Source organism: Capnocytophaga sp. oral taxon 864, from assembly GCF_002998835.1.
GTDB classification, from domain to species: domain Bacteria; phylum Bacteroidota; class Bacteroidia; order Flavobacteriales; family Flavobacteriaceae; genus Capnocytophaga; species Capnocytophaga ochracea.
This window is the reverse complement of the sequence record NZ_CP027232.1, coordinates 2,138,863-2,161,114: the sequence shown is the minus strand read 5'-3', so window position 1 is coordinate 2,161,114 and position 22,252 is coordinate 2,138,863. Positions and strand designations below refer to the sequence as shown.

At 42.4% G+C, this 22,252-nt stretch carries 20 protein-coding genes; 12 read left to right on the top strand and 8 right to left on the bottom strand.

Features of this window, described 5'->3' with window-relative positions; genetic code table 11:
* Positions 1–23 precede the first annotated feature (23 nt).
* The 8 genes from C3V44_RS09730 to C3V44_RS09695 form a co-directional block, all read right to left on the bottom strand.
* Positions 24–713, bottom strand: coding sequence for a hypothetical protein (locus C3V44_RS09730; protein ID WP_106096327.1), 690 nt, complete (start codon positions 711–713; stop codon positions 24–26).
* Positions 714–823: 110 nt separating this feature from the next.
* Positions 824–3,535, bottom strand: a complete 2,712-nt coding sequence (locus tag C3V44_RS09725) for a TonB-dependent receptor (RefSeq protein ID WP_106096326.1) — start codon at positions 3,533–3,535, stop codon at positions 824–826.
* A 225-nt stretch (positions 3,536–3,760) separates the two neighbouring features.
* Positions 3,761–5,056, bottom strand: coding sequence for a tRNA lysidine(34) synthetase TilS (gene tilS, locus C3V44_RS09720; RefSeq protein WP_016478111.1), 1,296 nt, complete (start codon positions 5,054–5,056; stop codon positions 3,761–3,763).
* Between the two features lie 40 nt (positions 5,057–5,096).
* Positions 5,097–5,951, bottom strand: coding sequence for an aminotransferase class IV (locus C3V44_RS09715; protein ID WP_106096325.1), 855 nt, complete (start codon positions 5,949–5,951; stop codon positions 5,097–5,099).
* A 2-nt stretch (positions 5,952–5,953) separates the two neighbouring features.
* Entirely contained in the window at positions 5,954–6,340 is a 387-nt protein-coding gene (locus C3V44_RS09710) for an START-like domain-containing protein (protein WP_009410275.1), read from the bottom strand.
* 66 nt (positions 6,341–6,406) lie between these two features.
* On the bottom strand, positions 6,407–6,991 hold the full coding sequence (locus C3V44_RS09705) for a Crp/Fnr family transcriptional regulator (RefSeq protein ID WP_009410276.1): 585 nt from the start codon (positions 6,989–6,991) through the stop codon (positions 6,407–6,409).
* Between the two features lie 13 nt (positions 6,992–7,004).
* Entirely contained in the window at positions 7,005–7,388 is a 384-nt protein-coding gene (locus C3V44_RS09700; protein WP_002673934.1) for a TraR/DksA C4-type zinc finger protein, read from the bottom strand.
* A gap of 93 nt (positions 7,389–7,481) precedes the next feature.
* Positions 7,482–8,315 (bottom strand): glycoside hydrolase family 16 protein, encoded by an 834-nt coding sequence (locus tag C3V44_RS09695; protein WP_009410277.1) that lies wholly within the window; start codon positions 8,313–8,315, stop codon positions 7,482–7,484.
* Positions 8,316–9,046: 731 nt separating this feature from the next.
* On the opposite strand from C3V44_RS09695, the gene C3V44_RS09685 reads away from it, so the two are divergent.
* The 12 genes from C3V44_RS09685 (at position 9,047) to C3V44_RS09630 (ending at position 22,251) form a co-directional block, all read left to right on the top strand.
* Entirely contained in the window at positions 9,047–10,051 is a 1,005-nt protein-coding gene (locus C3V44_RS09685; protein ID WP_106096323.1) for a BtrH N-terminal domain-containing protein, read from the top strand.
* Positions 10,052–10,112: 61 nt separating this feature from the next.
* A complete protein-coding gene (locus tag C3V44_RS09680) occupies positions 10,113–10,553 on the top strand; it encodes a hypothetical protein (RefSeq protein ID WP_106096322.1) in 441 nt (146 codons plus the stop codon).
* A gap of 80 nt (positions 10,554–10,633) precedes the next feature.
* Positions 10,634–13,108 (top strand): DUF4982 domain-containing protein, encoded by a 2,475-nt coding sequence (locus C3V44_RS09675; protein WP_106096321.1) that lies wholly within the window; start codon positions 10,634–10,636, stop codon positions 13,106–13,108.
* Positions 13,109–13,260: 152 nt separating this feature from the next.
* On the top strand, positions 13,261–13,908 hold the full coding sequence (locus tag C3V44_RS09670) for a GNAT family N-acetyltransferase (RefSeq protein WP_106096320.1): 648 nt from the start codon (positions 13,261–13,263) through the stop codon (positions 13,906–13,908).
* Positions 13,909–13,993: 85 nt separating this feature from the next.
* Positions 13,994–17,401, top strand: a complete 3,408-nt coding sequence (ileS, locus tag C3V44_RS09665; RefSeq protein ID WP_106096319.1) for an isoleucine--tRNA ligase — start codon at positions 13,994–13,996, stop codon at positions 17,399–17,401.
* Positions 17,402–17,874: 473 nt separating this feature from the next.
* The gene (locus C3V44_RS09660) at positions 17,875–18,318 is read left to right on the top strand and encodes a 6-carboxytetrahydropterin synthase (protein ID WP_106096318.1); all 444 of its coding nucleotides are present in this window, start codon (positions 17,875–17,877) and stop codon (positions 18,316–18,318) included.
* Positions 18,319–18,479: 161 nt separating this feature from the next.
* On the top strand, positions 18,480–18,989 hold the full coding sequence (locus C3V44_RS09655; protein ID WP_106096317.1) for a hypothetical protein: 510 nt from the start codon (positions 18,480–18,482) through the stop codon (positions 18,987–18,989).
* A 2-nt stretch (positions 18,990–18,991) separates the two neighbouring features.
* Positions 18,992–19,216: a Fic/DOC family N-terminal domain-containing protein gene (locus C3V44_RS09650; RefSeq protein WP_002674017.1), complete on the top strand. Its 225-nt coding sequence runs from the start codon at positions 18,992–18,994 to the stop codon at positions 19,214–19,216.
* Positions 19,217–19,258: 42 nt separating this feature from the next.
* Positions 19,259–20,035, top strand: coding sequence for a UDP-2,3-diacylglucosamine diphosphatase (locus C3V44_RS09645; protein WP_106096316.1), 777 nt, complete (start codon positions 19,259–19,261; stop codon positions 20,033–20,035).
* A 40-nt stretch (positions 20,036–20,075) separates the two neighbouring features.
* Positions 20,076–20,366: a DUF721 domain-containing protein gene (locus tag C3V44_RS09640; protein ID WP_009410950.1), complete on the top strand. Its 291-nt coding sequence runs from the start codon at positions 20,076–20,078 to the stop codon at positions 20,364–20,366.
* Entirely contained in the window at positions 20,366–20,908 is a 543-nt protein-coding gene (locus C3V44_RS09635) for a GNAT family N-acetyltransferase (RefSeq protein WP_106096315.1), read from the top strand. Before C3V44_RS09640 ends, C3V44_RS09635 begins: the two co-directional genes overlap by 1 nt.
* A gap of 5 nt (positions 20,909–20,913) precedes the next feature.
* Complete coding sequence (locus C3V44_RS09630) at positions 20,914–22,251, top strand: dihydroorotase (RefSeq protein WP_106096314.1); 1,338 nt, start codon at positions 20,914–20,916, stop codon at positions 22,249–22,251.
* The last annotated feature ends 1 nt before the right edge of the window (position 22,252 follow it).

Here is a 22,252-nt window from a genome sequence, read left to right as displayed (position 1 = left end):
TTTTGTTTTATTTTAAGGTTTGCTTATTCGCAATGCCCTATAGTCCATTTCTTGTTTCTCAACGTTTGCATTGTTTGTTTCTCTTTTTCGTTGTTGGTAATTCTCGGGTTCATATAAACAGTGCCCCCGCCATTTTCGTGCATAGTACTCACAATTTTCTTTAGTTTTTGACCAGAAAAGGTAAGGTTAAAGCGTAATTCTTTCAGCTTTTTATTAGTGGTAAGATCTAAGTCTTCAAGAGGCAAAGCCGATACTTTCAAATAAACAAGCTCAGTGTTATTGTGCAAGTTTACTTCTTTTATTTTATTATGACTCATATTCAATCTCTCCAATACGGTATTGCGAGTTACATCTAACGAAGTCACTTCATTATCATTACAATAGAAAGTCGTTACCTTACCGTAAACTCTCACAGTATCGCCCTGTAGCCTATACTTTGCTGTAGTAGCACTTAGGCGAACATCAGTACCACTGTCGTACACACCATTGTTGTTTAAGTCTACCCACACATCTTTTTTATCCGCTTCTTTGGCGTTTATTGTCAGCGTTATTTCGCTCCCCGCCTTTTTATCAGTGGTAAAAATCATATAGGGTGTCCCTTGAGGATTGTTGGGGTCAGGGTTCGAATTGTTGTCTTTAGAGCAACCTACTAATACAGTAGTTGCTACAAGGAGCGCCAAAGCCCCTCTTCTGAAAATAGATTTTTTATTCATTATATTTATTAATGTTCAAATGAACAACGTTTTGTTTTGTTCTTACTCTATAATTGCCCACTAAGTAGGCAAGGCTACTTTTAAAACTTTACCTTTTATCTTTTACCTTTTCAAAGACTCACCGCTAAGTTCACCATATAAGTACGTCCGTAACCCACAAAGTAACGATTGCCAAACGAAGGTACGCCTTGTGCGTTGTCCTGTACCATCTTGCCATAATTGGCAGTACGCGATTGCTCAAAACCTCCTGAAAGGAATTGAGTGTCAAACAAGTTATTCACGCTCACCATTAGGCTTACATAGGTTTTATTGAGTCTCCACGACTTACCACCCACAAGATTTACCAAGAATACATCGTCCAAACGTTCTTGTTTGAGAAGTTTCCGAGCTAAGTCAGTATCAATATTAGTAAAAGGCGCTTTCGTGCTGGGGTCTATAAAGAACTGCGAAGTGCGGTTCAAAGCCGATAACGATACGTAGTTTTGTGCCAAGAAATTAGCCGTTGCTCCTATCCACCAATACTTAGGGTGGCGATATTCCAAACCTAATGAATAGGCTTGTTGCGGACCGCTGGGCACGTGGTAATTCTTCATCGTTACCTCATCAATAGCCTTGTTCACCTCTCCTGATGAAATGTAAAGCGACGGATTATTGATGTAAGTATATTGTCCTACCGAAGCTACTGCCGTAAGTTTAAGAGTAGGTATAAGTTGTGCTTCCGCTCCAAACTCCAACCCAAAATGGCGCTTCTTGATGCCTTCTACCGTTTGAGCCACAAAGTCTCTGTCTATTTCATCAGTAAGAGCCGTTTCAGTATAGAAGAAGTTTGTCTCTGCGGTATTCTCTATCTCGGTAAAGAACCCTGTAAGGCGTCCTTTTAGGTAAGGCATACGCAAAATATAACTCGCATCGGCAGTGTAAGCCAATTCGTTCTTGATATTAGGCAACAAGCGATTAGAATTGCGTACATTTGCATAGATATTGCGCACCGATTGTGGTGTATTAAAATACCCCACGTTCGCTTGTAACAAATGGCGACCGGTAAGTGCGTAGGTAAGTCCAGCTTTAGTACTCATTCCGTTTTGCACTTGCATAGCACCCTTTCCGTAAGAATCAGCATAGAGAGGATAGTTGAACTTACCTTCGCGTTGGATATCAGTATAATGGTAACGTCCTGCTACAAATAACTCGACGTTTTTAAACGTAAATTCAAACTGCGAGAAAACTTCAGCCACATTGCTTTTAAGCGCATAAAAGTAATTCCACTTGTCGCCTTGCTTTTTCTTCATATCTGTTTCATCGGCATTGTAAGGATTTCCTTCAAAGTAATCGTAGTTCATAAAGTAATCACCGCCAAGCAAATCGTCTACTTCAGCAAAGTTATCCGAAGAAACATTGCGGTACACTACACCCGATGTCCATTTAATGTTTTCGTGAATAGGCGTAGAAAAGTTCACATTGGCTGAGAACGTGCATTCGCGATTGATATCATTGCTCACAATAAAAGCACTGCGCTTATCGGTAGTGTTGTAGTTCGCCCGATAAAGCCCTTCCCAGTCCAGTTGCGAATGCGTTAAGAAATAGTCTTTCTGTAAGGCTGCCATCGTTGGGTCAGAAGGGTTTTGGTTTAAGTAATAACTTGGCAGAAGTTTATAGTAATTAGGCTCAGGATTTTGAGCATTCGAATAACTAATACGCGTATTACCTATTTCGCCAAACTGATAGCCCAAGTCCACATTCAGGCGCGTGTCGTTTTTCAGATAGTTATAAGAGAAAACGAAGATAGGCTCTGAAACGATACGGTTACGCGAATTGCGCTTGTCGCCATTTTGTTTACCCCAAAAAGGATTGTATTGGTAGCCCATCAAATCGAGTACCTCACGAGTCAGTGGCGAGGTCTTACCGCGCTTCACTGGAGAAAACATTCCTATAAGGTTAAAGCTACTATGGTTATTAAGCTGATATTCTATTCCTGCTGCAAAAGCATAAGCGTTGTAGAGCGTACCGTCTACCCAACTACCCTGAGGCGCAAACCTGCGTGAAGCCGAAACCATATACGCCAATCCGTTGCGCTGTACACCCGAGTTGTAAGTAGCCATCAGTCTACCAGTATAACTGCGGTTGCTGGCTGAAGTCGTTACGCGAAGTCCTGCACGGTTAAGCGACGGACGTATATTGATGTAGTTAGAACCCATCAATCCCCCAAAAGTATAGTCGGATTTTACCAATCCGTTGCTCATTTCTTGGTTGCGCGTAATGTCGTTAAGCCCTCCCCAATTCGCCCATTGGGCACGACCGTTTTCAAGTCGGTTCATCGGGATACCGTTAATGAGCACCGTTACGTCTTTGGAGTCATAACCACGAGGTTTGAAGAACACCGAACTGAAATCGAAAGCCGCCCTACGCATAAACACGTCTTGCGAACTTTGCAAAAGTCCCGACATCGCATCAGCACCACTTTCGTCGTCTTCTAGTTCGCTTTCAGTAATCACTGCCAATTGCTCAGCTTCCTGTTGATAGTCACCCGAGAGGGAAACCGTAGGCACGGTGTAAGGATGAGTGCCTCCTAATGAAATGAGTTGCTCAGCACTGCTATAACCACTAAGGGAGAAGAGTAGCAAGTGTTCCCCTTCTGGCAATTGAAGCGTATACTTACCTTTACTATTGGTAACTGCTTCGCGCGGAGAAGTGCTCACACGCACTTTTACCCCTTGCAAAGGCTTGCTGCTTAGTTCATCTATCACTGTTCCTTCCACTTTCACTTGCGAAAACGCCGAAACCGATACGAACAATAGCACATAGAGATATAATTTCCTTAACATAATACTATGAGGTTGATTTCTTTGAAATATTTGCCAAAGGTACAACAAAAAAATGAAATAGCAAAACAAACGAAATAAAATTATTTTACAAGAGGTCAAACAGAGTATTTATAGCTGTCATACCTTTATATTTTCTTTAAGAAAACCCCACTCGAAAGAATAGTTTCCTCCACATTACCTTCGACTTTCCGTCACCATTTTCTAATCCCCTCATTTTTTAATTTGCTAATTCTCTAATTTGCTAATTTTTACTGCTCTTTTGGTATCTTTGGTAATTTTAAAACGGTCGTCTAAGCGCTTGCCTACCACCCACACAATATCCTCACCACTGCATAAAAGCACTTGCTCTTCGCGCTCTATTTGGGTGTATTTCTCATCGGTAAAGAACTTGCTGAGCTTCTTCTCGCTGTTCATTCCAAAAGGATAAAACACATCGCCTTCTTTCTTATAGCGCAACATAAGTGGGTATTGCAATTTGTCGGCATCTACATATATTTCAGTAGGGATTGGATTTTTCACTTTCACCTTGCCCTCTATAAATTCAAAACGAAGATGAACGGGGTCGTATACCTCAGCCATATCTTCCGAAATCAGCAAACTTAAACTGCGTTTTGCTTCATTGGGCTTTAACCAAAGACAAGTGTTGTCTTTTATGAGGATATGGGTAGGCGAAAGTACTTGTTTACCCGCTTCGGCATTCAGCAATAGGTTTTTGAGGTCTTTTACATTGCCGAATCCATAAGGGTAGAAGAGTTTATGTAAAACAAAGTCCAATTCAGGAACAGCTTGTAGTTTTTCTATGTCTATTTGTATAGGATTATGTCCTTCAAAACAAGTTTCTTTGAGTTTTCCTATATAAAAGTCTATAAATCGCGCTGATTGGTGTAAGTATTCCTGCGTTTGATTAAAATTCTCTAAGTAATTAGGGTGTACTAATGCTAATTTCGGTATTATATCGTGCCGAATTACATTGCGCACGTATTTATTTGTTTCATTACTGCTGTCTTCACGCCATTTAAGGCGTTTTGCTTGCGCATATTCGTATATCTGCTGACGAGAGAATTGTAATAACGGACGTATGATAGTATCTTTTTCTTCTGGAATGCCTAAGAGCCCCTCTAAACCACTACCTCTGGAAAGGTTAATAAAGAAGGTTTCGAGGTTATCATTAGCGTGATGAGCCGTAGCGATAGCATCGCAGAAATGGGTGCTTGTCAGTTCATCGAACCACTGATAGCGCAATTCGCGAGCAGCCAACTGAGTATTCAACTGATGAGAACTCGCATATTGATGTGTATCAAAACGCTTTACTTCTAAAGGAACGCCAAGTTCCGCAGCAAAAGTGCGTACAAAAGCCTCATCGTCGTCACTTTCTGTTCCGCGCAATTGAAAGTTGCAGTGTGCTAAAAGCAGTTCTATACCGTGAGTGTACAGTAAATGTGTGAGTACTACGCTATCGATACCGCCACTAATGGCAACCAATATTTTTTTCTCCTTAAGTTTTTTAATCTCAACATTCATAATTTATTCACCTCTTTTTAATTGCCCGTGTGACTCCCACTTATACCACTCCAAATCGGGCACTAGTATTCAGTTTACCGATAAGGCTTTTGGCAGTAGTACAAGGATATGCTTTTTTGCGATACTGACTGATGGGCTGAATCCCTACAAGACTATTGGTAAAGAACAGCTCGTCGGCTTTTTGAAGTTCAAAAGGTGAAATAGAGGTCTCTATCACCTCGTAGTCTTCAGTTTTATTAAGGGTTTTGATAAGCATCTTGCGGGTAATACCACTGAGTGCTCCATCGGTTAGTGGGGGCGTTTTTAAGGTATTGCCTTGCACTACAAAGAGGTTGCCGTTCAGCATTCCTGCAATACTCTTGTTGCTGTTCAGCAAGATGCAATTCTGATAGTCGTTTTCTTCGGCAAAGATACTGCCTAACACGTTCACCGTGCGATTAATATGCTTTACATTTGCTAAGAGGTCGGGTTGTACAAAAAAGTCTTTAAAGAGTTCTACCTCGTAAGGTTCTTCGTTGAGTACATAGAAAGGATTGTTCATCACTTCGGTTTCTATGATATAATCTACCTCATTGGTAATGGGTGTATACTTACCCCCATCTTTACGGAAAACAGTAATACGCACTCGTACTGGATTATTTTCGAGGCTATTGGCTTTAATAAGTGTAAGGATTTCGTCTTCGAGGTACTCCATAGAGAATACCATAGGGATATCCATACGCAAGATACGCATACCTGCCATTAGGCGCAGGTAGTGTTCTTCCCAAAAGATTAGTTTTTGGTAGCTGTATTTGCAAGTATCGAACACGCCATCGCCGTAGAGGAAAGCACAGTTTTTAATAGTTAAGACGGTATCGCTATCGGTAATGAGGTTACCGTTATAATTGAGTTTCATATTCAGTTTGCTCCTATTTTAGCTTTAAGGTCGTTTATTTGGAGCTCCCAAAGCTGTTTGGCTTCTTCTATTTCATTAGGGAGGGCAAAATCAGTAATGATAAGGGAGACTTCTTGAGTCATATCATTCACATTGATTTTGATTTCGAAATAAGTAGAAGCGTCGTTATCGTCTTCCCAATGGAAACGAATATGGTCGTCCAACTTTTTGCGCAATATCTGAGCTGCTTCTTCTACCCCATTCCATACAAAAGTGTAGATTTCTTCATTAGCGCGCACATCGTCGGCGTACCACGAAGCGAGACCTGCTGGGGTAGAGATGTATTGATAGAGCAATTGCGGAGAGGCGTTTACAGTAACTTCTAATTGATATTTTTCTTTTGTTTGCATAGGCAAATAGGGTATTATTACACTGTTTGATGGGCGCAATATACAACTATTTTTTGAAATAGCAAATTATTTTACCCCTTTATCACCTGTGCGAGTTGCTCCACGAATAACGCTGAGGGTTTGTTGAGTAATACCTAATAGAGATGCTATGTGTCCTAAGGGGGCACGCAGAAGTATTTGAGGATAAGTGTGCAAGAGGAGGTCATACCGCTCTTGGGCAGTTTGGAATTTTATAGTATGTAGGCGTTCAGTAAGCGATTTGATAGCTGACACTAATAGGAATCGCATTAGACGTTCGAGTTCTTGGTGTTCGTTTATTACGCGTTCTACTTCGGGGAAAGAAGCTACCCATACTACACTGTCTTCCAGCGTTTCTAAAGAGAAGAGTGAAGGCTGGGAGAAATAGATATTTTCTACAGGAAAATAAAACTTTTGTTCCAAAAGGAAGGTGTGGGTAATGTCTTTATCTTCTTTGTTATAAAACAGGCGCAAGAGCCCCTTTTCAACATAAAACAACTGCTTAGAATTTGAGCCTTCTTTGAGCAACAAGTGGTATTTTTTGTACTCTTGTTGCTCAAATAGGCTATTGATAAAAGCAAGTGTCTCGGTGTTGATTTGAGTTTCTTGGTGTAAGTACTCGGTGAGCGTCATTTTTGGGGTATGGCTATTGCATATTTTTAGCCTCGATGCTAAGAGTAGCGTGAGGTACTGCCATAAGGCGACGTTTATCGATGAGTTTACCTGTTACACGACAGATGCCATAGGTTTTGTTTTCGATACGGATAAGTGCATTCTTGAGGTCGCGTATGAACTTTTCTTGACGAATAGCCAATGCGGTATTTTCCTCTTTGCTGGTTACCTTAGAGCCTTCTTCAAAGGCTTTGAAAGTGGGAGATGTATCGTCGGTACCATTAGTGGCACTGTTCATATATGAACTCTTGATAAGCTCTAAATCGGTTTGTGCTTTTTTGATTTTTTCTTCTATAAGTGCTTTAAATTCTTCTAATTCCTTATCGGAATAGCGCACTCTGATGTTTCCTTCTTCCATAAAAATTATAGTATTTATTAAAATTGGGGCGTAAAATTACTATTATTTTCAGAACTACCAAAATAAAAATGTTATTTTTTTTATTTGGGATTATTATTTCTGATAAAAACGCACCCAATCTACGTACATTCTTACCGGTTTGGTAAAAGGTTTTACTTCGCCTACCCAGCTACCGCCTAATTGCATATCGATGCGCAACATATAGGGGCGAGCAAATGGGAATTGCCCTTCACTTTCTTTCCCGGGCACACGTGCATAACTAAAAGTTTGTTTGCCGTTTACATAAAAGCGCAATTCATCGGTGTCGAGCTCTACGGCATAGATGTTATAATCATCGGGGTTGATAGGAGCTGTAGCGGTGCTTTTAGGGGTGCGCTTGGTAGGGTCTTTTTTGCCCGCTTGGGTGTAAGTGGAGTGTACCGTATGGTGTACAAAAGGCTCGTAATTGAGTCGTTCGACGATATCTATCTCACCACCCGTAGGCCAAGTAGCATTGGGTACCATCCAGATAGCAGGCCAAGCTCCTTGAGTGGCTTCGAGCTTACAACGGATTTCTAAGCGTCCTTTTTCGAAGTATTTTTTGTCCTTGGTAGAAACACCCCCTGTGATATATTTAGACTTGTCTTTGGCGGGGTTGGTACTAGGCTTGCCTAAGAGGATAAGATTGCCATTCTTTATCTCGAACAAGCTGGGGTCTCGACTCATTGTTTTGCACCAATCGGCATCCGAATTTGGGCACCCCGATATTTTTGACCATATACCGGTAGCAAAGATATCATCGCGGTTGAAATCGTCTTCCCAAACTAATTTCCATCCTCCTTTTTTTAAATAATCGTTATTATCTTTTGTTGAAGGGTCTTCCTTTTCTTGCTGAGAGCAGGCTATGCTAATGCTCATCACGCATAAAATAATAAATATGTTTTTCATATTGATATTGTTTTAATTAAATGTAAATATAAGGGCAAAGGTACAAAATAATTTTTTATTAGCAAAAAGGAGGTGTGAGGCATTAGGTAGGGAAATGAGAAAATTAGAAAATTTGGAAATGAGGAAATGAGAGAATGAGGAAATGAGAGAATGAGGTGCGAGCCGCACGGGCAGGGAAATGAGAAAATGAATAGTGATAAAAATCATTTTTTGACAGGTCAGACTTGTCGGACAAATTGGATAGGTTAGAGAGAGCGAAAGAAAACAGAAGAAATCGGAAAATGGCTGAGAGAAAATTTGGTGAAAAAAGGGTGTAAGGAGGGTGGGGTTAGCTTATAGAGAGCTTATAGGAAGCTTATACGAATCTTGGACGATTGGTATAGAAAGGGTGTATAAGTGGTTGGTTCATAATATGATACAACAGTGCTAAAAATGTTAAAAATAGAGTTTCGATGCGAAAGAAAGAGGAAGGGGGACAAGCTGGAGAAGGTGACAAACCTCACCCCTATCACATACTCCGCTCTCACAGTGCACATACCCAGCTGTCACTGGCTACCTCAAAGAGGGGGAATGTGGGGACGGGAAAACGACTATGAGGTTGTAAATCAGAGACAATCATTCCTCAAAACCTTGATTCACACTGATAAATTTCTTACATTTGTGCGCTTTCGCAAATTGTGAAATTTGCTCATTTGCTAATTATGCCCTACCTTTGCGCTTTATTACTCAATATGACAATAGATTTTGAACATAAACAGTCGGCGCACTGTGAAAATGGAGTAGCATCTAATTTGTTGCACTTCAATGGAGTGGAACTGAGTGAACCGATGGTCTTTGGGATTGGGTCGGGACTGTTGTTCTTCTACTTTCCTTGGATAAGAGTGAACGAAGCACCTGCTATTAGTTACCGCACAATGCCGGGACACATTTTTAGCAAAGTAGCCAAACGCTTAGGATTTAAGGTGAAACGCCAAAAATTCTCTTCTGCTGAAAAGGCAGAACAAGCCCTCGATGACAATCTTGCCAAGGGTATCCCTACGGGCTTGCAAGTAGGGGTGTTCAACCTACCTTATTTTCCCGATGAGTACCGCTTTCATTTTAACGCGCATAACTTAGTGGTTTATGGCAAAGAAGACGGCAAGTACCTTATTAGCGACCCTGTGATTCCTTATACTACGACCCTTACGCCTGAGGAACTCAGCAAAGTGCGTTTTGCTAATGGGGTATTGGCACCCAAAGGACACCTCTACTACCCTACTCATTTACCCAAAGAGTTTCAGTTGGAAAAGGCAATTTGGAAGGGTATTAAGCAGACGTGCAATACGATGCTCGCTCCTGTGCCGATAGTGGGTGCAGCAGGTATTAAAACAGTTAGTAAGGATATAGTGAAATGGCACCGCAAGTTGGGTGCGAAGACTACCAATCACTACCTTGCTCAGCTGATACGTATGCAGGAAGAGATAGGCACTGGAGGGGCAGGTTTTAGGTTTATCTACGGTGCTTTCTTGCAAGAAGCAGGCAAACTCCTGAAAAACGATGCCTTATTAGAGCTCTCCAAAGAAATTACGGATATAGGCGATGCGTGGCGCGATTTTGCGGTAGCCATAGCCCGCGTATACAAAAACCGCAGCACCCAAGCTGATGTCTATAATGCTCTCTCACAGCAGTTGTACGCTATAGCCGAGAGAGAAGAAGCGTTTTTTAAGAAGCTTCGGAAAGTAAAAGATAAAAGATAAACTTGCCAATACCAAAATAAATCCTTATATTTGCAGAATTAATGATTAAAAACATCATAAAATGAAAAAACTAATTAACGTAACATTTGCATTATTACTACTCTGCTCAGCAGTTACCTTAGTCTCTTGTGGAAAAGACGATGATAAAGGGAGTGGTAAAGAGTACCCAGAAGGCACTAGAGAAGTTACCCAAAATGGAATTACTGCTAAAATAGCTCAAGAGCGATGGGGAGGAGATGGAGGTAACACAGTGTTGTATGTAAACTTGTTATTGACAAAGTCTGATGCCAACTCCAAACCAACAGGAAAAGTTTATATGCAAGCGAGAACCACCGATGGACAGGTTTTGCAGCCTTGGAGCAATGGCATTCAAGGACAAGGTGCAGAATTTGGAAGTCGTTGGATTGGAAATAATCATTACCTTGAATTTTCATTTTCTCTCCTGAATGGGAAACAAATGAAAGCAAACTCTGTAACTATTTCAAAAATTGAAGTGAACTGAAATAAGTGAAGAGTGAAAAGATAAATGAGAACTGCGAGATGCTTCCAGAACTCCAATTAAAAAACTACTGATTTATAAGAATGAACAAAATCAACCTTTTACTTTTGTTAGGCGTTGTTGCTACAAGCTGGGCGCAACAACAGCAGACCCTCGAAAAAGGGTGGAAATTTACCCGTGAGGACAAACCAGCGTTCTCGCAAACTAACTACAACGATGCCAAATGGCAACGCGTAACCGTGCCTCACGATTGGGCTATCTATGGTCCTTTTGATATGGAAAACGATATCCAGCGCACTGCCATCAAGCAGGACGGACAAAAAGCGGCTATTGAACACACGGGGCGTACAGGAGGCTTGCCTTTTGTAGGCGTAGGTTGGTACCGCACGCAGTTCAACGTACCTGAACTTACGTCCGATAAGCAAGTGTTTGTACAGTTTGACGGAGCGATGAGTAACCCCGAAGTATTTGTAAACGGACAAAAAGCGGGTGAATGGCACAACGGTTACAACACTTTCTTCTTGGATATCACTCCTTACGTAAAAGCCAATAACAACACTTTGGCAGTACGACTCAACAACCTTACCCAGATGTCGCGTTGGTATCCAGGGGCAGGCTTGTACCGCAATGTGCATATTATCACTAAAAACAAGACGCATATCCCTATTTGGGGCGTACAAATTACCACCCCCGAAATAACAAACAACTTCGCCAAAGTAGTAGTAAATACCGAGTTTGTAGCTGATAAGAAGACTTCAGTTGCGGCAGAAACTGTTATTTTCAATAATCAAGGTGAAAAAGTAGCGTATGCTAATACCAAAGCGACTCCTTACACTACCGATAAAATTTCAGCAGAACTGTATATTGATAATCCTCGTTTGTGGGACATCGGCAAGCCGTACCTCTATAAAGCGGTTACCAAGCTCTATGAAGGTGATACTGTAAAAGATGAGGTAACCACTACTTTTGGGGTTCGCTCTATCGAACTCAAGCCTAATGATGGTCTGTACCTCAACGGACGTAAAATCAAAATACAAGGGGTGTGTATGCACCACGATTTAGGTCCGCTGGGCGGGGCAGTAAATGAGAGTGCTATACGCCGACAAATACGCATTATGCAGGATATGGGAGTGAATGCCATACGCACTTCGCACAATATGCCCGCCCCTGAATATGTGCGCGCTGCCGATGAAATGGGTATGCTACTCGCCGTAGAGAGCTTTGATGAGTGGGCTATCCCAAAAGTGGAAAATGGTTATCACCTATACTTCAAAGAATGGGTTGAAAAAGACCTTACGACCCTTGTAAAACACTACCGCAACAACCCCAGCGTGCTGATGTGGTTCATCGGTAATGAAGTGGAAGAGCAAAGTGTAGAAAGTGGCTCGCAAGTAGCGCGCTATTTGCAAGATATCATCAAAAAATACGATACTACCCGCCCCGTGAGCAATGGTATGGATAGACCTCACGATGTGCTTAAAAACAATATGGCAGCAACGATGCAGTTAATGGGTTTTAATTACCGTCCGTTTAAGTACAAAGAGGCTTACCGCAAGTTGCCACAACAGCTTATTTTGGGTAGTGAAACCGCTTCAACGGTGAGTTCGCGCGGGGTGTATAAGTTCCCCGTAGAGCGCAAATCAATGGCTAAATACCCCGATATGCAATCGTCATCTTATGACGTAGAACACTGCGGTTGGTCGAACTTGCCCGAAGACGACTGGATACATCAAGAGGATTTGCCTTATACCGTAGGAGAGTTCATCTGGACAGGTTTCGACTATCTCGGCGAACCTACTCCTTACTATGTAGAATGGCCTTCCCACAGTTCCTATTTTGGAGCAGTAGATTTGGCAGGCTTGCCTAAAGACCGCTTCTATCTCTATCGCTCGCATTGGAATAAGGAAGCCGAAACCTTGCATATCCTCCCTCATTGGAATTGGGAAGGGCGCGAGGGTGAAGTAACTCCTATCTTCGTTTATACTAATTATCCTTCCGCCGAATTGTTTATCAATGGTAAGAGTCAAGGCAAACGCAGTAAAGACCTTTCGGTGAAATTAGAAGAGAAAGAACAAGAGGGTAATCCGTCAGACCTCAACCGCCAAAAGCGTTACCGCCTAATGTGGATGGATACTAAGTACGAACCTGGTACTGTGAAAGTAGTAGCCTACGATACCAATGGTAAGGCAGTAGCCGAAAAAGAAATACGTACCGCTGGCAAGCCTTATGCTTTGCACCTTAGCACTGAGTACAAAACAGAACTCACCCCTAATAGCAAAGACCTCGCTTTCATCACTGTAGAAGCGGTAGATAAGGACGGCAATTTATGCCCAACAGTGAATGACCTTGTGCAGTTCAGCGTTAAAGGTGCTGGTTTTTATAAAGCATCTGCCAATGGCGATGCTACTTGCACCGACCCATTCCATTTACCTAAAATGCATCTATTCAATGGGAAATTAGTGATGATGGTACAAGCAGGCGAAAAAGCAGGCGAAATTACTATTGAGGCAAAAAGTAAATCGCTAAAAGGAAAGATTTCAGTAGAAGTTAGAAAATAGTACATAGAAATTAGATGCTGTTATTTTTATATGCTTTGCCAAAGGCTCTTGTCCTTTGGCAAAGTTTTTTATAGTAGAGGTAGAGCTGAGAACAATTGGTGTATTAACAAAAATATTATATCTTTGTGCTTTCATCTACAAATCGTCCACTTATGAACTACCGTCTTGCCTCTCCCGCCGATGCCCGTAAAGTAGCCACTGTGCTCACCGATGCTTTTGCTAACTACAATATGTATCGCGAGGTGCTCAACTCTTTTTTTACTACCGATAGTAAGTATATAGACTATCTGAACAAATTGCATTATGTGCAAGTGATGAGCAATATCCGTAAGGGGTATTGCTTGATAGCCGAAGAAAACGGAGAAATTATAGCCGTCGCCGTGATGCAATCGTTGCGCCACACCCGTATTACCCTTTGGGACTACCTGCGCTCGGGGGCTTTTGCCCTTTGGCGTTATGCCAAACCTACTCAATGTTTTTTGCCTTTCTTAGACAAAAGTAGCGAACACGCTAAAAAACAAACTTCTGAAAACAAGTGGTATTTAGAGAGTTTTGTAGTGAGTCCCGCGTGGCAAGGTAAACACATAGGAGGTAGATTTTTAGACGAAGCCGTTTTGCCTTTAGTAGCGCGTGAAGGAGGTAGCCAACTCAGCTTGGTTACTAATACCAAAACAAATGTATCTTTCTACCAAAAACACGGTTTTGAGCAAATCCACCAAACCAAAATAGGAGGCGTAGATGTTTGGACAATGTTGGTGGAAGTGAAGAGTCGCTATAAAGCACCCGATTATCTTGATTAGAAGAGCAACTTGGTACTTTGAAACTTTTTTTCTACTTTTGCGCCAATATTAACCATTTACTATTCATCATTAATTATTGTTTTATATGAAATTCAACGAGTACAAACACTTAGACCTTACTAAGATAGCAGAAGAAATATTGGCTTTCTGGAAAGCCGCTAACATCTTTGAGCAGAGTATTGCCTCACGTGAGGGCGCTACTCCGTTCGTGTTTTTTGAAGGACCACCATCTGCCAATGGCGTGCCTGGTATTCACCACGTGATGGCGCGCTCTATTAAGGATATTTTCTGTCGTTATAAAACTCAGAAAGGATTTCAAGTAAAACGCAAAGCAGGATGGGATACTCACGGCTTGCCCGTAGAACTCGGGGTGGAGAAAGAACTCGGCATTACCAAAGAAGATATAGGCAAGAAAATAAGCGTAGAGGACTACAACAAGGCTTGTAAGGAAGCCGTGATGCGCTATACCGACATCTGGAATGACCTTACCGAGAAAATAGGTTACTGGGTGGATATGGAAGACCCTTATATCACCTACAAACCCAAATATATGGAAAGCGTATGGTGGCTTTTGAAACAACTCTACAATAAAGGTTTGCTATACAAAGGCTACACCATCCAGCCCTACTCGCCTAAGGCGGGTACAGGTTTGTCGTCGCACGAGCTCAACCAACCTGGGTGCTACCGCGATGTGAGCGATACTACCGTTGTAGCACAGTTTAAAGTGAAATCATTGTCAGCAGCGGCAGCCAAAGCCTTGGGTGCCCCTACAGAACCTATTCATATCCTCGCTTGGACAACCACCCCTTGGACATTGCCTTCAAACACTGCATTGGCAGTAGGTAAAGAGATTGAGTACGTACTTGTAAGAACCTACAATCAATATACTTTTGAGCCGATTACTATCATCATCGGCAAACCGCTTTTGGCAAAACAGTTCGGCAAGAAATTCGTAGAAGGTGATGCGGCTGCCTTAGCAGCTTATACGCCTGAAAGTAAGACAATTCCTTACCAAATATTAGGAGAATGCAAAGGCGCAGACCTCGTAGGCACTACTTATGAGCAACTCATTACTTGGTGCGCTCCTGCCGAGAATGCTGACCAAGCATTCCGCGTGATTGCAGGAGACTTTGTTACCACCGATGACGGTACCGGTATCGTACATATCGCTCCAACCTTTGGTGCGGACGACGCCCGTGTAGCCAAAGAATACGGCGTGCCCCCAATGCTTGTGAAAGACGCACACGGCAATTTGATTCCGCTGGTAGATTTGCAAGGAAAATTCATCACAGGGCATAATATTCCTGAGGCTTTTGCCGGTAAATACATCAAAAATGAGTATTACGATGCAGGGCAAGCACCTGAAAAATCGTGGGATGTGAGCTTGGCTATTCTCCTCAAAGAAGAAAATAAGGCTTTCAAAGTAGAAAAATACGTACACAGCTATCCACACTGCTGGCGTACTGATAAACCGGTGTTGTACTACCCGCTCGACTCGTGGTTTATAAAGGTTACTGACTTCAAAGACCGTATGTTTGAGCTCAATGAAACCATCAACTGGAAACCTAAAGCTACTGGTGAAGGGCGTTTTGGCAACTGGCTTAAAAATGCTAACGACTGGAACCTTTCGCGTTCGCGCTATTGGGGTATCCCGTTACCTATTTGGCGTACAGCCGATAAGCAAGAGGAAATCTGCATTGGTTCGGTAGAAGAACTAAAAGCTGAAATACAAAAAGCTATCGCGGCAGGAGTGATGACTGCCGACCCTTATAAAGATTTTGTAGTGGGCGACAACTCCGAAAGCAATTACGACAAGGTAGATTTACACAAAAATATCGTAGATAACATAGTGCTCGTATCGCCTTCGGGCAAGCCAATGCACCGCGAAACCGACCTTATCGACGTATGGTTCGACTCTGGGTCTATGCCGTATGCACAATGGCATTATCCTTTTGAAAACAAAGACTATATCGATAATCACACCGCTTACCCTGCTGACTTTATCGCGGAGGGGGTAGACCAAACACGCGGTTGGTTCTATACACTTCACGCCATTGCTACTTCGGTATTCAACAGCGTGGCATACAAAAACGTAGTATCGAACGGATTGGTACTCGACAAGAACGGACAAAAGATGTCGAAACGCTTGGGCAATGCAGTAGACCCATTTACTACCATAGCCGAGTATGGTGCCGATGCCACTCGCTGGTATATGATTTCCAACGCGAACCCTTGGGATAACCTCAAATTCGACTTGGAAGGGGTAGCCGAAGTGCGCCGTAAATTCTTCGGTACGCTCTACAATACCTATTCATTCTTTGCGCTCTATGCCAATACCGACAGCTTCACTTATGCAGAAGCCGATATACCACTGGCTGAACGCCCAGAAATAGACCGCTGGATACTTTCGGAACTCAATACCCTCATCAAAGAAGTAGATGCGCTCTACGCTGACTATGAGCCTACTCGCGCTACGCGTGCTATCTCCGATTTTGTACAAGAAAACCTCAGCAACTGGTACGTACGCTTGTCACGTCGTCGTTTCTGGAAAGGTGAATACGAAACCGATAAAATAGCTGCTTACCAAACCCTTTACACCTGTCTGGTAACCATCGCTAAACTGATGGCGCCTGTAGCACCTTTCTATGCCGATAGATTGTACAAAGATTTGGTGAGCGTTACCGGTAAAGAAAACAAAGAGAGTGTACACCTCACCGATTTCCCTGTAGCCAATGAAAGCTACATCGATAAATCATTGGAAAGCAAGATGCAGAAAGCGCAGACTATTTCGTCCTTAGTACTATCGTTACGCAAGAAAGAAAGCATCAAGGTGCGTCAGCCACTGCAAAAGATAATGATACCGATAGCCAATGCCACTGAGCGCGCTGAAATAGAAGCGGTAGCAAACCTCATCAAGCACGAGGTGAATGTGAAGGAAATAGAACTCTTGGAAGATGCCTCAGGTATATTGGTAAAACAAATCAAACCAAACTTCAAGACCTTAGGGCCTAAATTTGGTAAGGATATGAAAGCCATTGCCACAGCGGTACAAGAGTTTGGACAAGCAGAAATAGCACAGTTTGAGAAAGCACAAACGTACAACTTGCAACTGCCCGACAAAACGGTTACTTTGAGTTTGGACGATGTAGAAATCAGCACTCAAGATATAGAAGGCTGGTTGGTAGCCACCGCTGGCAGTCTGTTGGTAGCTTTAGATATTCATATCACCCCCGAATTGCGCCAAGAAGGTATCGCTCGTGAGTTGGTGAACCGCATTCAGAATATCCGTAAGGACAATGATTACGACATCACTGACCGCATACAAATACGCCTTCAAGCGCACCCTGCCCTACAAGCAGCCGTTACAGCCAACGAAGCCTATATCAAGAACGAAACCCTTACCGATAGTATCACTTTTGTAGAGAGTCTGCCAGAGGGAGAAGAAATAGCCTTCGACGAAGTAACAACAAGAATAGTCGTTAGTCGGTCGTAGCACGACAAGCTGTTAAACACTTTGCGAATATCCCTAGATTTTGACAAAGTGATAAGAAAAGCGCGATGTTTAAAATAATAAACATCGCGCTTTTTCATTGACTAATTCACCAATTTCTCTTCTCTTTTCTTTCGATTTATTACCCTCAAAACTACCTTTTTTACTTAACTCTTAACTCCTCATTCTTAACTATTTATATACCCTTTCTATACCAATCGTCCAAGATTCGTATAAGCTTCCTATAAGCTCTCTATAAGCTAACCCCACCCATTTTACCTTTTACCTTTTATCTTTTACCTCAATTTCTTCTTCTGAAAATCTCCGTTTTCTTCCGAACTCCTCAACCCTCCCCTTTTTCTAATTCTTTCATTTTCTAATTTGCTAATTTTCCAATTCTCTCATTTCCAAATTTTCTAATTTCCTAATTATTTCATACCTTTGCACTTTAATTCCTATACCCTAATGTCTAAACTATGATTCGCATTACTAAAAAATTCGATTTTGAAGCAGGACACGCGCTCTACGGCTACGATGGCAAATGCAAAAACCTGCACGGACACAGCTATAAGCTCTACGTAACTGTCATAGGCGAACCTATTACCGACCCCCATAACGTGAAAAACGGTATGGTAATAGACTTTGGCGACCTCAAACGCATCGTGCAGGAGCAAATCATCGAAGCGTTCGACCACGCTATGGTCTTCAACGAACTTTCACCTCACAAGGCATTAGCCGAAGAACTGCGCGCCAAAGGTCATCGCATCATCACCGTGCCCTATCAGCCCACCAGCGAGAACCTCGTAACCGACTTTGCCCGACGCATCGCCTACCAACTACCCGCCGGGGTCGAGCTCTTTTCAGTACGCCTATGCGAAACCGAAAGCTCCTATGCCGAATGGTTCGCCTCAGATAATTAAGAGAAATGTAAGGCGTTATACATTTTGCCAAAGTTTTTGCCTGTGCGGCTCGCTCCTTTGGATAATTTGATTATATCGACAATCAGTTGCTTTTACGTTCTGTTGTAGGGGCTAAAGGCAATTAACCCTTTAAAAAAAATCATAACACAAATATGTAAACTATGGCACTTGTACTAATAATTATATTAAGCATTATCTTTTGGTTTTACAAAACAAACGTCAAGAAGCGTTTGCGCAATTCGTTTACTCAAAAGACCTTAAACAGGAATACACCAAACTATATTCGTAAACACTGGCGAGAAAAGCGTATTGATGCTGAACATTGTGATGTGATGAATGAAAATACTACCTTCGATTTGCAAGCCGTAGAAGACAATCGTATGAAAAGTGATTTCGAGGAAACAATGCTTCTCACTGAGACAATGTTATTCAGTAAATTGCGATTAGGAGAAGAAAAATTGAAGCTTAGTTATATAAGGTGTTACGACAAAACTACTACTCCTGTAAAAGTATATCAAACTACTGTTGCCGATATAGATGCCAGTGTAGCGCAAGTAAAGCTTAATGTACAAGGCTATATCAATGTGTATTACAACCCTCAAGACCCTAAAGAAGTATATATTGATACCGAGTTTTTAGAAAAAGACCTCACTGAACTGATGAATGTTTGATAATGAAAACAGATTTTACATTACCCTTATTACCACCTCCACCAGAAATTGAAACCCGTGAGATACTCAAACAGCTCACGCTATCACATAGGCATTTAGCTGAACTGAAAGGAGTAGTAAAAACGATACCCAATGAGCAAATTCTCATCAATACCCTTTCCTTAAAAGAGAAAAAGTATAACGTGGAAAAAAAACGCTGTTTTTTTCCATATCAAATTGCTCATTGATACGAAAAAACATTTTTGTATCAATGATAACTTAAAGAACCAATGTTATCTATAGAATTACCCGAAAATAAAAAGATATACTTTGCTTCCGATAATCACCTCGGAGCACCCACTGTTGCCGAAAGTAAACCCCGCGAAGCAAAGTTCGTGCAATGGCTTGATACCATCAAAACCGATGCAGGGGCAATATTCCTTTTAGGCGACCTTTTCGACTTTTGGTTTGAGTACAAAATGGTCGTCCCCAAAGGCTTTGTACGCACTCTTGGCAAGCTCGCTGAACTGCGAGATAGTGGTATCCCTATTTACTTTTTCGTAGGCAACCACGATTTGTGGATGGACGATTATTTCCAGACCGAGTTGAACATTCCCGTATACCGTCGCCCGCTGGAAGTGGAATGTAATGGTAAACGCTTCTTGATAGGACACGGCGATGGTTTAGGTCCCGGTGATAAAGGCTACAAACGGATGAAGAAAGTCTTTACCAATCCGTTTTGTAAGTGGCTTTTCCGCTGGTTACACCCCGATATAGGTGTGCGATTGGCGCAATACCTCTCAGTGAAAAACAAGCTCATTTCAGGTGATGAAGATGTGCGTTTCTTGGGTGAAGATAACGAATGGTTGGTACAGTATTGCAAACGAAAACTTGAGACGCAACATTACGACTATTTCCTTTTTGGTCATCGCCACCTACCAATGACTATCAAAGTAGGGGAGGGAAGTACTTATATCAACACCGGCGACTGGATACACTACTTTACCTATGCCGTTTTCGATGGTGAGGAACTCAAATTATTAGATTTTAAAGACGGAAAGCTATAGAAATATTCATTATTCGCAATTATTTTGTACCTTTGCATTTATGGACGGAAATACAAATACTCTTTCAGAGGTCATTCAGCAAATTGTCAAACAAAATCATTTAACGTACGGACTACAGAAAGCCTCGTTACCGGAACTGTGGAATGAACTGATGGGCAAAGCAATCGCTAAGTATACCTCCTCAGTAGAGCTAAAAGGCAGTACATTATACGTCCGTCTTACCTCGCCTGCACTCAGTAACGAGCTCAGTTATGGCAAGAGCAAGATTATTGATAACCTCAACGAACGTTTAGGGGAACCACTCATTCAAAAACTGATATTTTTAAACTGATGATACGACCTGCAACCCCTACCGATGCCTCCGCCGTTGCCCCTCTGATGTTTCAGGCAATGGAAGAAATCGTCTATAAGATGATTGGCAAAGAACATAGAGAAGATGCTATTGCACTACTCCAAAACCTCTTTGAGCAGGAAGGCAATCAGTATTCCTACCAGAATGCTTGGGTATACGAGGAAAACAACACTGTAATAGGGTCGGTTATTGCCTATGATGGAGCGCAGTTGCATACCTTGCGTACCCCTGTGCTGGCGCTTATTCGCAGTAGCTATGGTATTGATATTGTTTTAGAGGACGAGACCGCCGAAGGTGAACTTTATATAGATACCCTTAGCGTATTGCCCACTGCTCAAGGCAAAGGCATAGGCTCACAATTGGTAGCCCACCTCAAAAAGGTCACTACTCAGCCCATAGGCTTACTCGTAGATGTACAAAACCCCGCTGCCGAACGCCTTTACACCCGTTTAGGATTTACGTATGTAAACCACCAAGCCCTCGCTGGCGGAATGTATAAACATCTTGTGTACAATGAATAATTGAAATGAAAACCCTCATCAAAAACGCAATTATCGTAAACGAAAATACCCTCTTTCAAGGCGACCTCCTGATTGAGGGAGAGCGCATTGCACAAATAGACACTCACATTACTCCCAAAGGAAATTATGAGGTGGTGGAAGCCGAAGGCAAATATCTCCTCCCTGGGGTGATTGACGATCAAGTACACTTCCGCGAACCTGGGCTTACTCACAAAGCTACTATCGCTACCGAAAGCTGTGCTGCGTTAGCAGGGGGCGTAACTACCTTTTTTGAGCAACCTAACACGGTACCTCAAACCATAACAATTCCGCTTTTGGAAGAGAAATTTGCCATTGCCAAACAGTCGTCGTTTGCTAACTATTCTTTCTTTTTGGGAGGAACAAACGACAACCTCGAAGAACTGAAACGCTTAGATAAAAACGCTTGTGCAGGGGTAAAACTTTTCTTAGGCTCTTCTACGGGGAATATGCTCGTAGACAACGAGAAAACCATAGAAGCTATTTTCAATAATGTCGATTTAGTAATTGCTGCCCATTGCGAAGATGAAGCAACTATCCGAAAGAACTTAGCCCACTATCAAGAATTGTACGGCGAGGATATCCCTATTGCGATGCACCCTCATATTCGCAGTGCTGAGGCTTGCTATCTATCCTCTTCACGCGCCATTGCTTTGGCTGAAAAAACGGGTGCACATCTCCACGTGTTCCACCTCTCTACGGCTAAAGAAACCGAACTCTTCCGCAATGATATTCCGCTAAAGGACAAGAAAATCACCGCTGAGGTATGTGTGCATCACTTGTGGTTTACTGATGAAGACTATACTACTCGCGGGGCTTTCATTAAATGGAATCCTGCGGTAAAAACTGCCGATGACCGTACTGCGTTGTGGCAAGCCCTTTTAGACGACCGTCTCGATGTGATTGCTACCGACCACGCACCTCATACCCTCGAAGAAAAACAGCGCAAGGGCTATTTGAATATCCCTTCGGGGGCGCCTTTGGTACAGCACTCGCTCGTGGCAATGCTCGAAAAAGCCTACAAAGGCACCATTTCTATCAAAAAGATAGTAGAGAAAATGTGTCATAATCCCGCAATCCTTTTTCAGGTAAAAGAACGCGGTTTCTTACGCGAAGGGTATTACGCCGACCTTGTTTTGGTGGATATGGATACACAGTGGACGGTACAAAAAAACAACCTGCTCTACAAGTGTGGATGGAGTCCGCTCGAAGGGCAACAATTCCACTCGGCTGTAGTGAGTACCTTCGTAAATGGCAAAGAGGTGTACCACAATGGCAAGGTAATTGCAGAGCCTCAGGGGCAACGCATCACTTTTAACAGATAAG

Excerpts from the sequence above, each read along its gene's own strand:
- C3V44_RS09730 (WP_106096327.1), bottom strand. The coding sequence starts at position 713 with ATGAATAAAAAATCTATTTTCAGAAGAGGGGCTTTGGCGCTCCTTGTA.
- C3V44_RS09725 (WP_106096326.1), bottom strand. The coding sequence starts at position 3,535 with ATGTTAAGGAAATTATATCTCTATGTGCTATTGTTCGTATCGGTTTCG.
- tilS (WP_016478111.1), bottom strand. The coding sequence starts at position 5,056 with ATGAATGTTGAGATTAAAAAACTTAAGGAGAAAAAAATATTGGTTGCC.
- C3V44_RS09715 (WP_106096325.1), bottom strand. The coding sequence starts at position 5,951 with ATGAAACTCAATTATAACGGTAACCTCATTACCGATAGCGATACCGTC.
- C3V44_RS09710 (WP_009410275.1), bottom strand. The coding sequence starts at position 6,340 with ATGCAAACAAAAGAAAAATATCAATTAGAAGTTACTGTAAACGCCTCT.
- C3V44_RS09705 (WP_009410276.1), bottom strand. The coding sequence starts at position 6,991 with ATGACGCTCACCGAGTACTTACACCAAGAAACTCAAATCAACACCGAG.
- C3V44_RS09700 (WP_002673934.1), bottom strand. The coding sequence starts at position 7,388 with ATGGAAGAAGGAAACATCAGAGTGCGCTATTCCGATAAGGAATTAGAA.
- C3V44_RS09695 (WP_009410277.1), bottom strand. The coding sequence starts at position 8,315 with ATGAAAAACATATTTATTATTTTATGCGTGATGAGCATTAGCATAGCC.
- C3V44_RS09685 (WP_106096323.1), top strand. The coding sequence starts at position 9,047 with ATGACAATAGATTTTGAACATAAACAGTCGGCGCACTGTGAAAATGGA.
- C3V44_RS09680 (WP_106096322.1), top strand. The coding sequence starts at position 10,113 with ATGAAAAAACTAATTAACGTAACATTTGCATTATTACTACTCTGCTCA.
- C3V44_RS09675 (WP_106096321.1), top strand. The coding sequence starts at position 10,634 with ATGAACAAAATCAACCTTTTACTTTTGTTAGGCGTTGTTGCTACAAGC.
- C3V44_RS09670 (WP_106096320.1), top strand. The coding sequence starts at position 13,261 with ATGAACTACCGTCTTGCCTCTCCCGCCGATGCCCGTAAAGTAGCCACT.
- ileS (WP_106096319.1), top strand. The coding sequence starts at position 13,994 with ATGAAATTCAACGAGTACAAACACTTAGACCTTACTAAGATAGCAGAA.
- C3V44_RS09660 (WP_106096318.1), top strand. The coding sequence starts at position 17,875 with ATGATTCGCATTACTAAAAAATTCGATTTTGAAGCAGGACACGCGCTC.
- C3V44_RS09655 (WP_106096317.1), top strand. The coding sequence starts at position 18,480 with ATGGCACTTGTACTAATAATTATATTAAGCATTATCTTTTGGTTTTAC.
- C3V44_RS09650 (WP_002674017.1), top strand. The coding sequence starts at position 18,992 with ATGAAAACAGATTTTACATTACCCTTATTACCACCTCCACCAGAAATT.
- C3V44_RS09645 (WP_106096316.1), top strand. The coding sequence starts at position 19,259 with ATGTTATCTATAGAATTACCCGAAAATAAAAAGATATACTTTGCTTCC.
- C3V44_RS09640 (WP_009410950.1), top strand. The coding sequence starts at position 20,076 with ATGGACGGAAATACAAATACTCTTTCAGAGGTCATTCAGCAAATTGTC.
- C3V44_RS09635 (WP_106096315.1), top strand. The coding sequence starts at position 20,366 with ATGATACGACCTGCAACCCCTACCGATGCCTCCGCCGTTGCCCCTCTG.
- C3V44_RS09630 (WP_106096314.1), top strand. The coding sequence starts at position 20,914 with ATGAAAACCCTCATCAAAAACGCAATTATCGTAAACGAAAATACCCTC.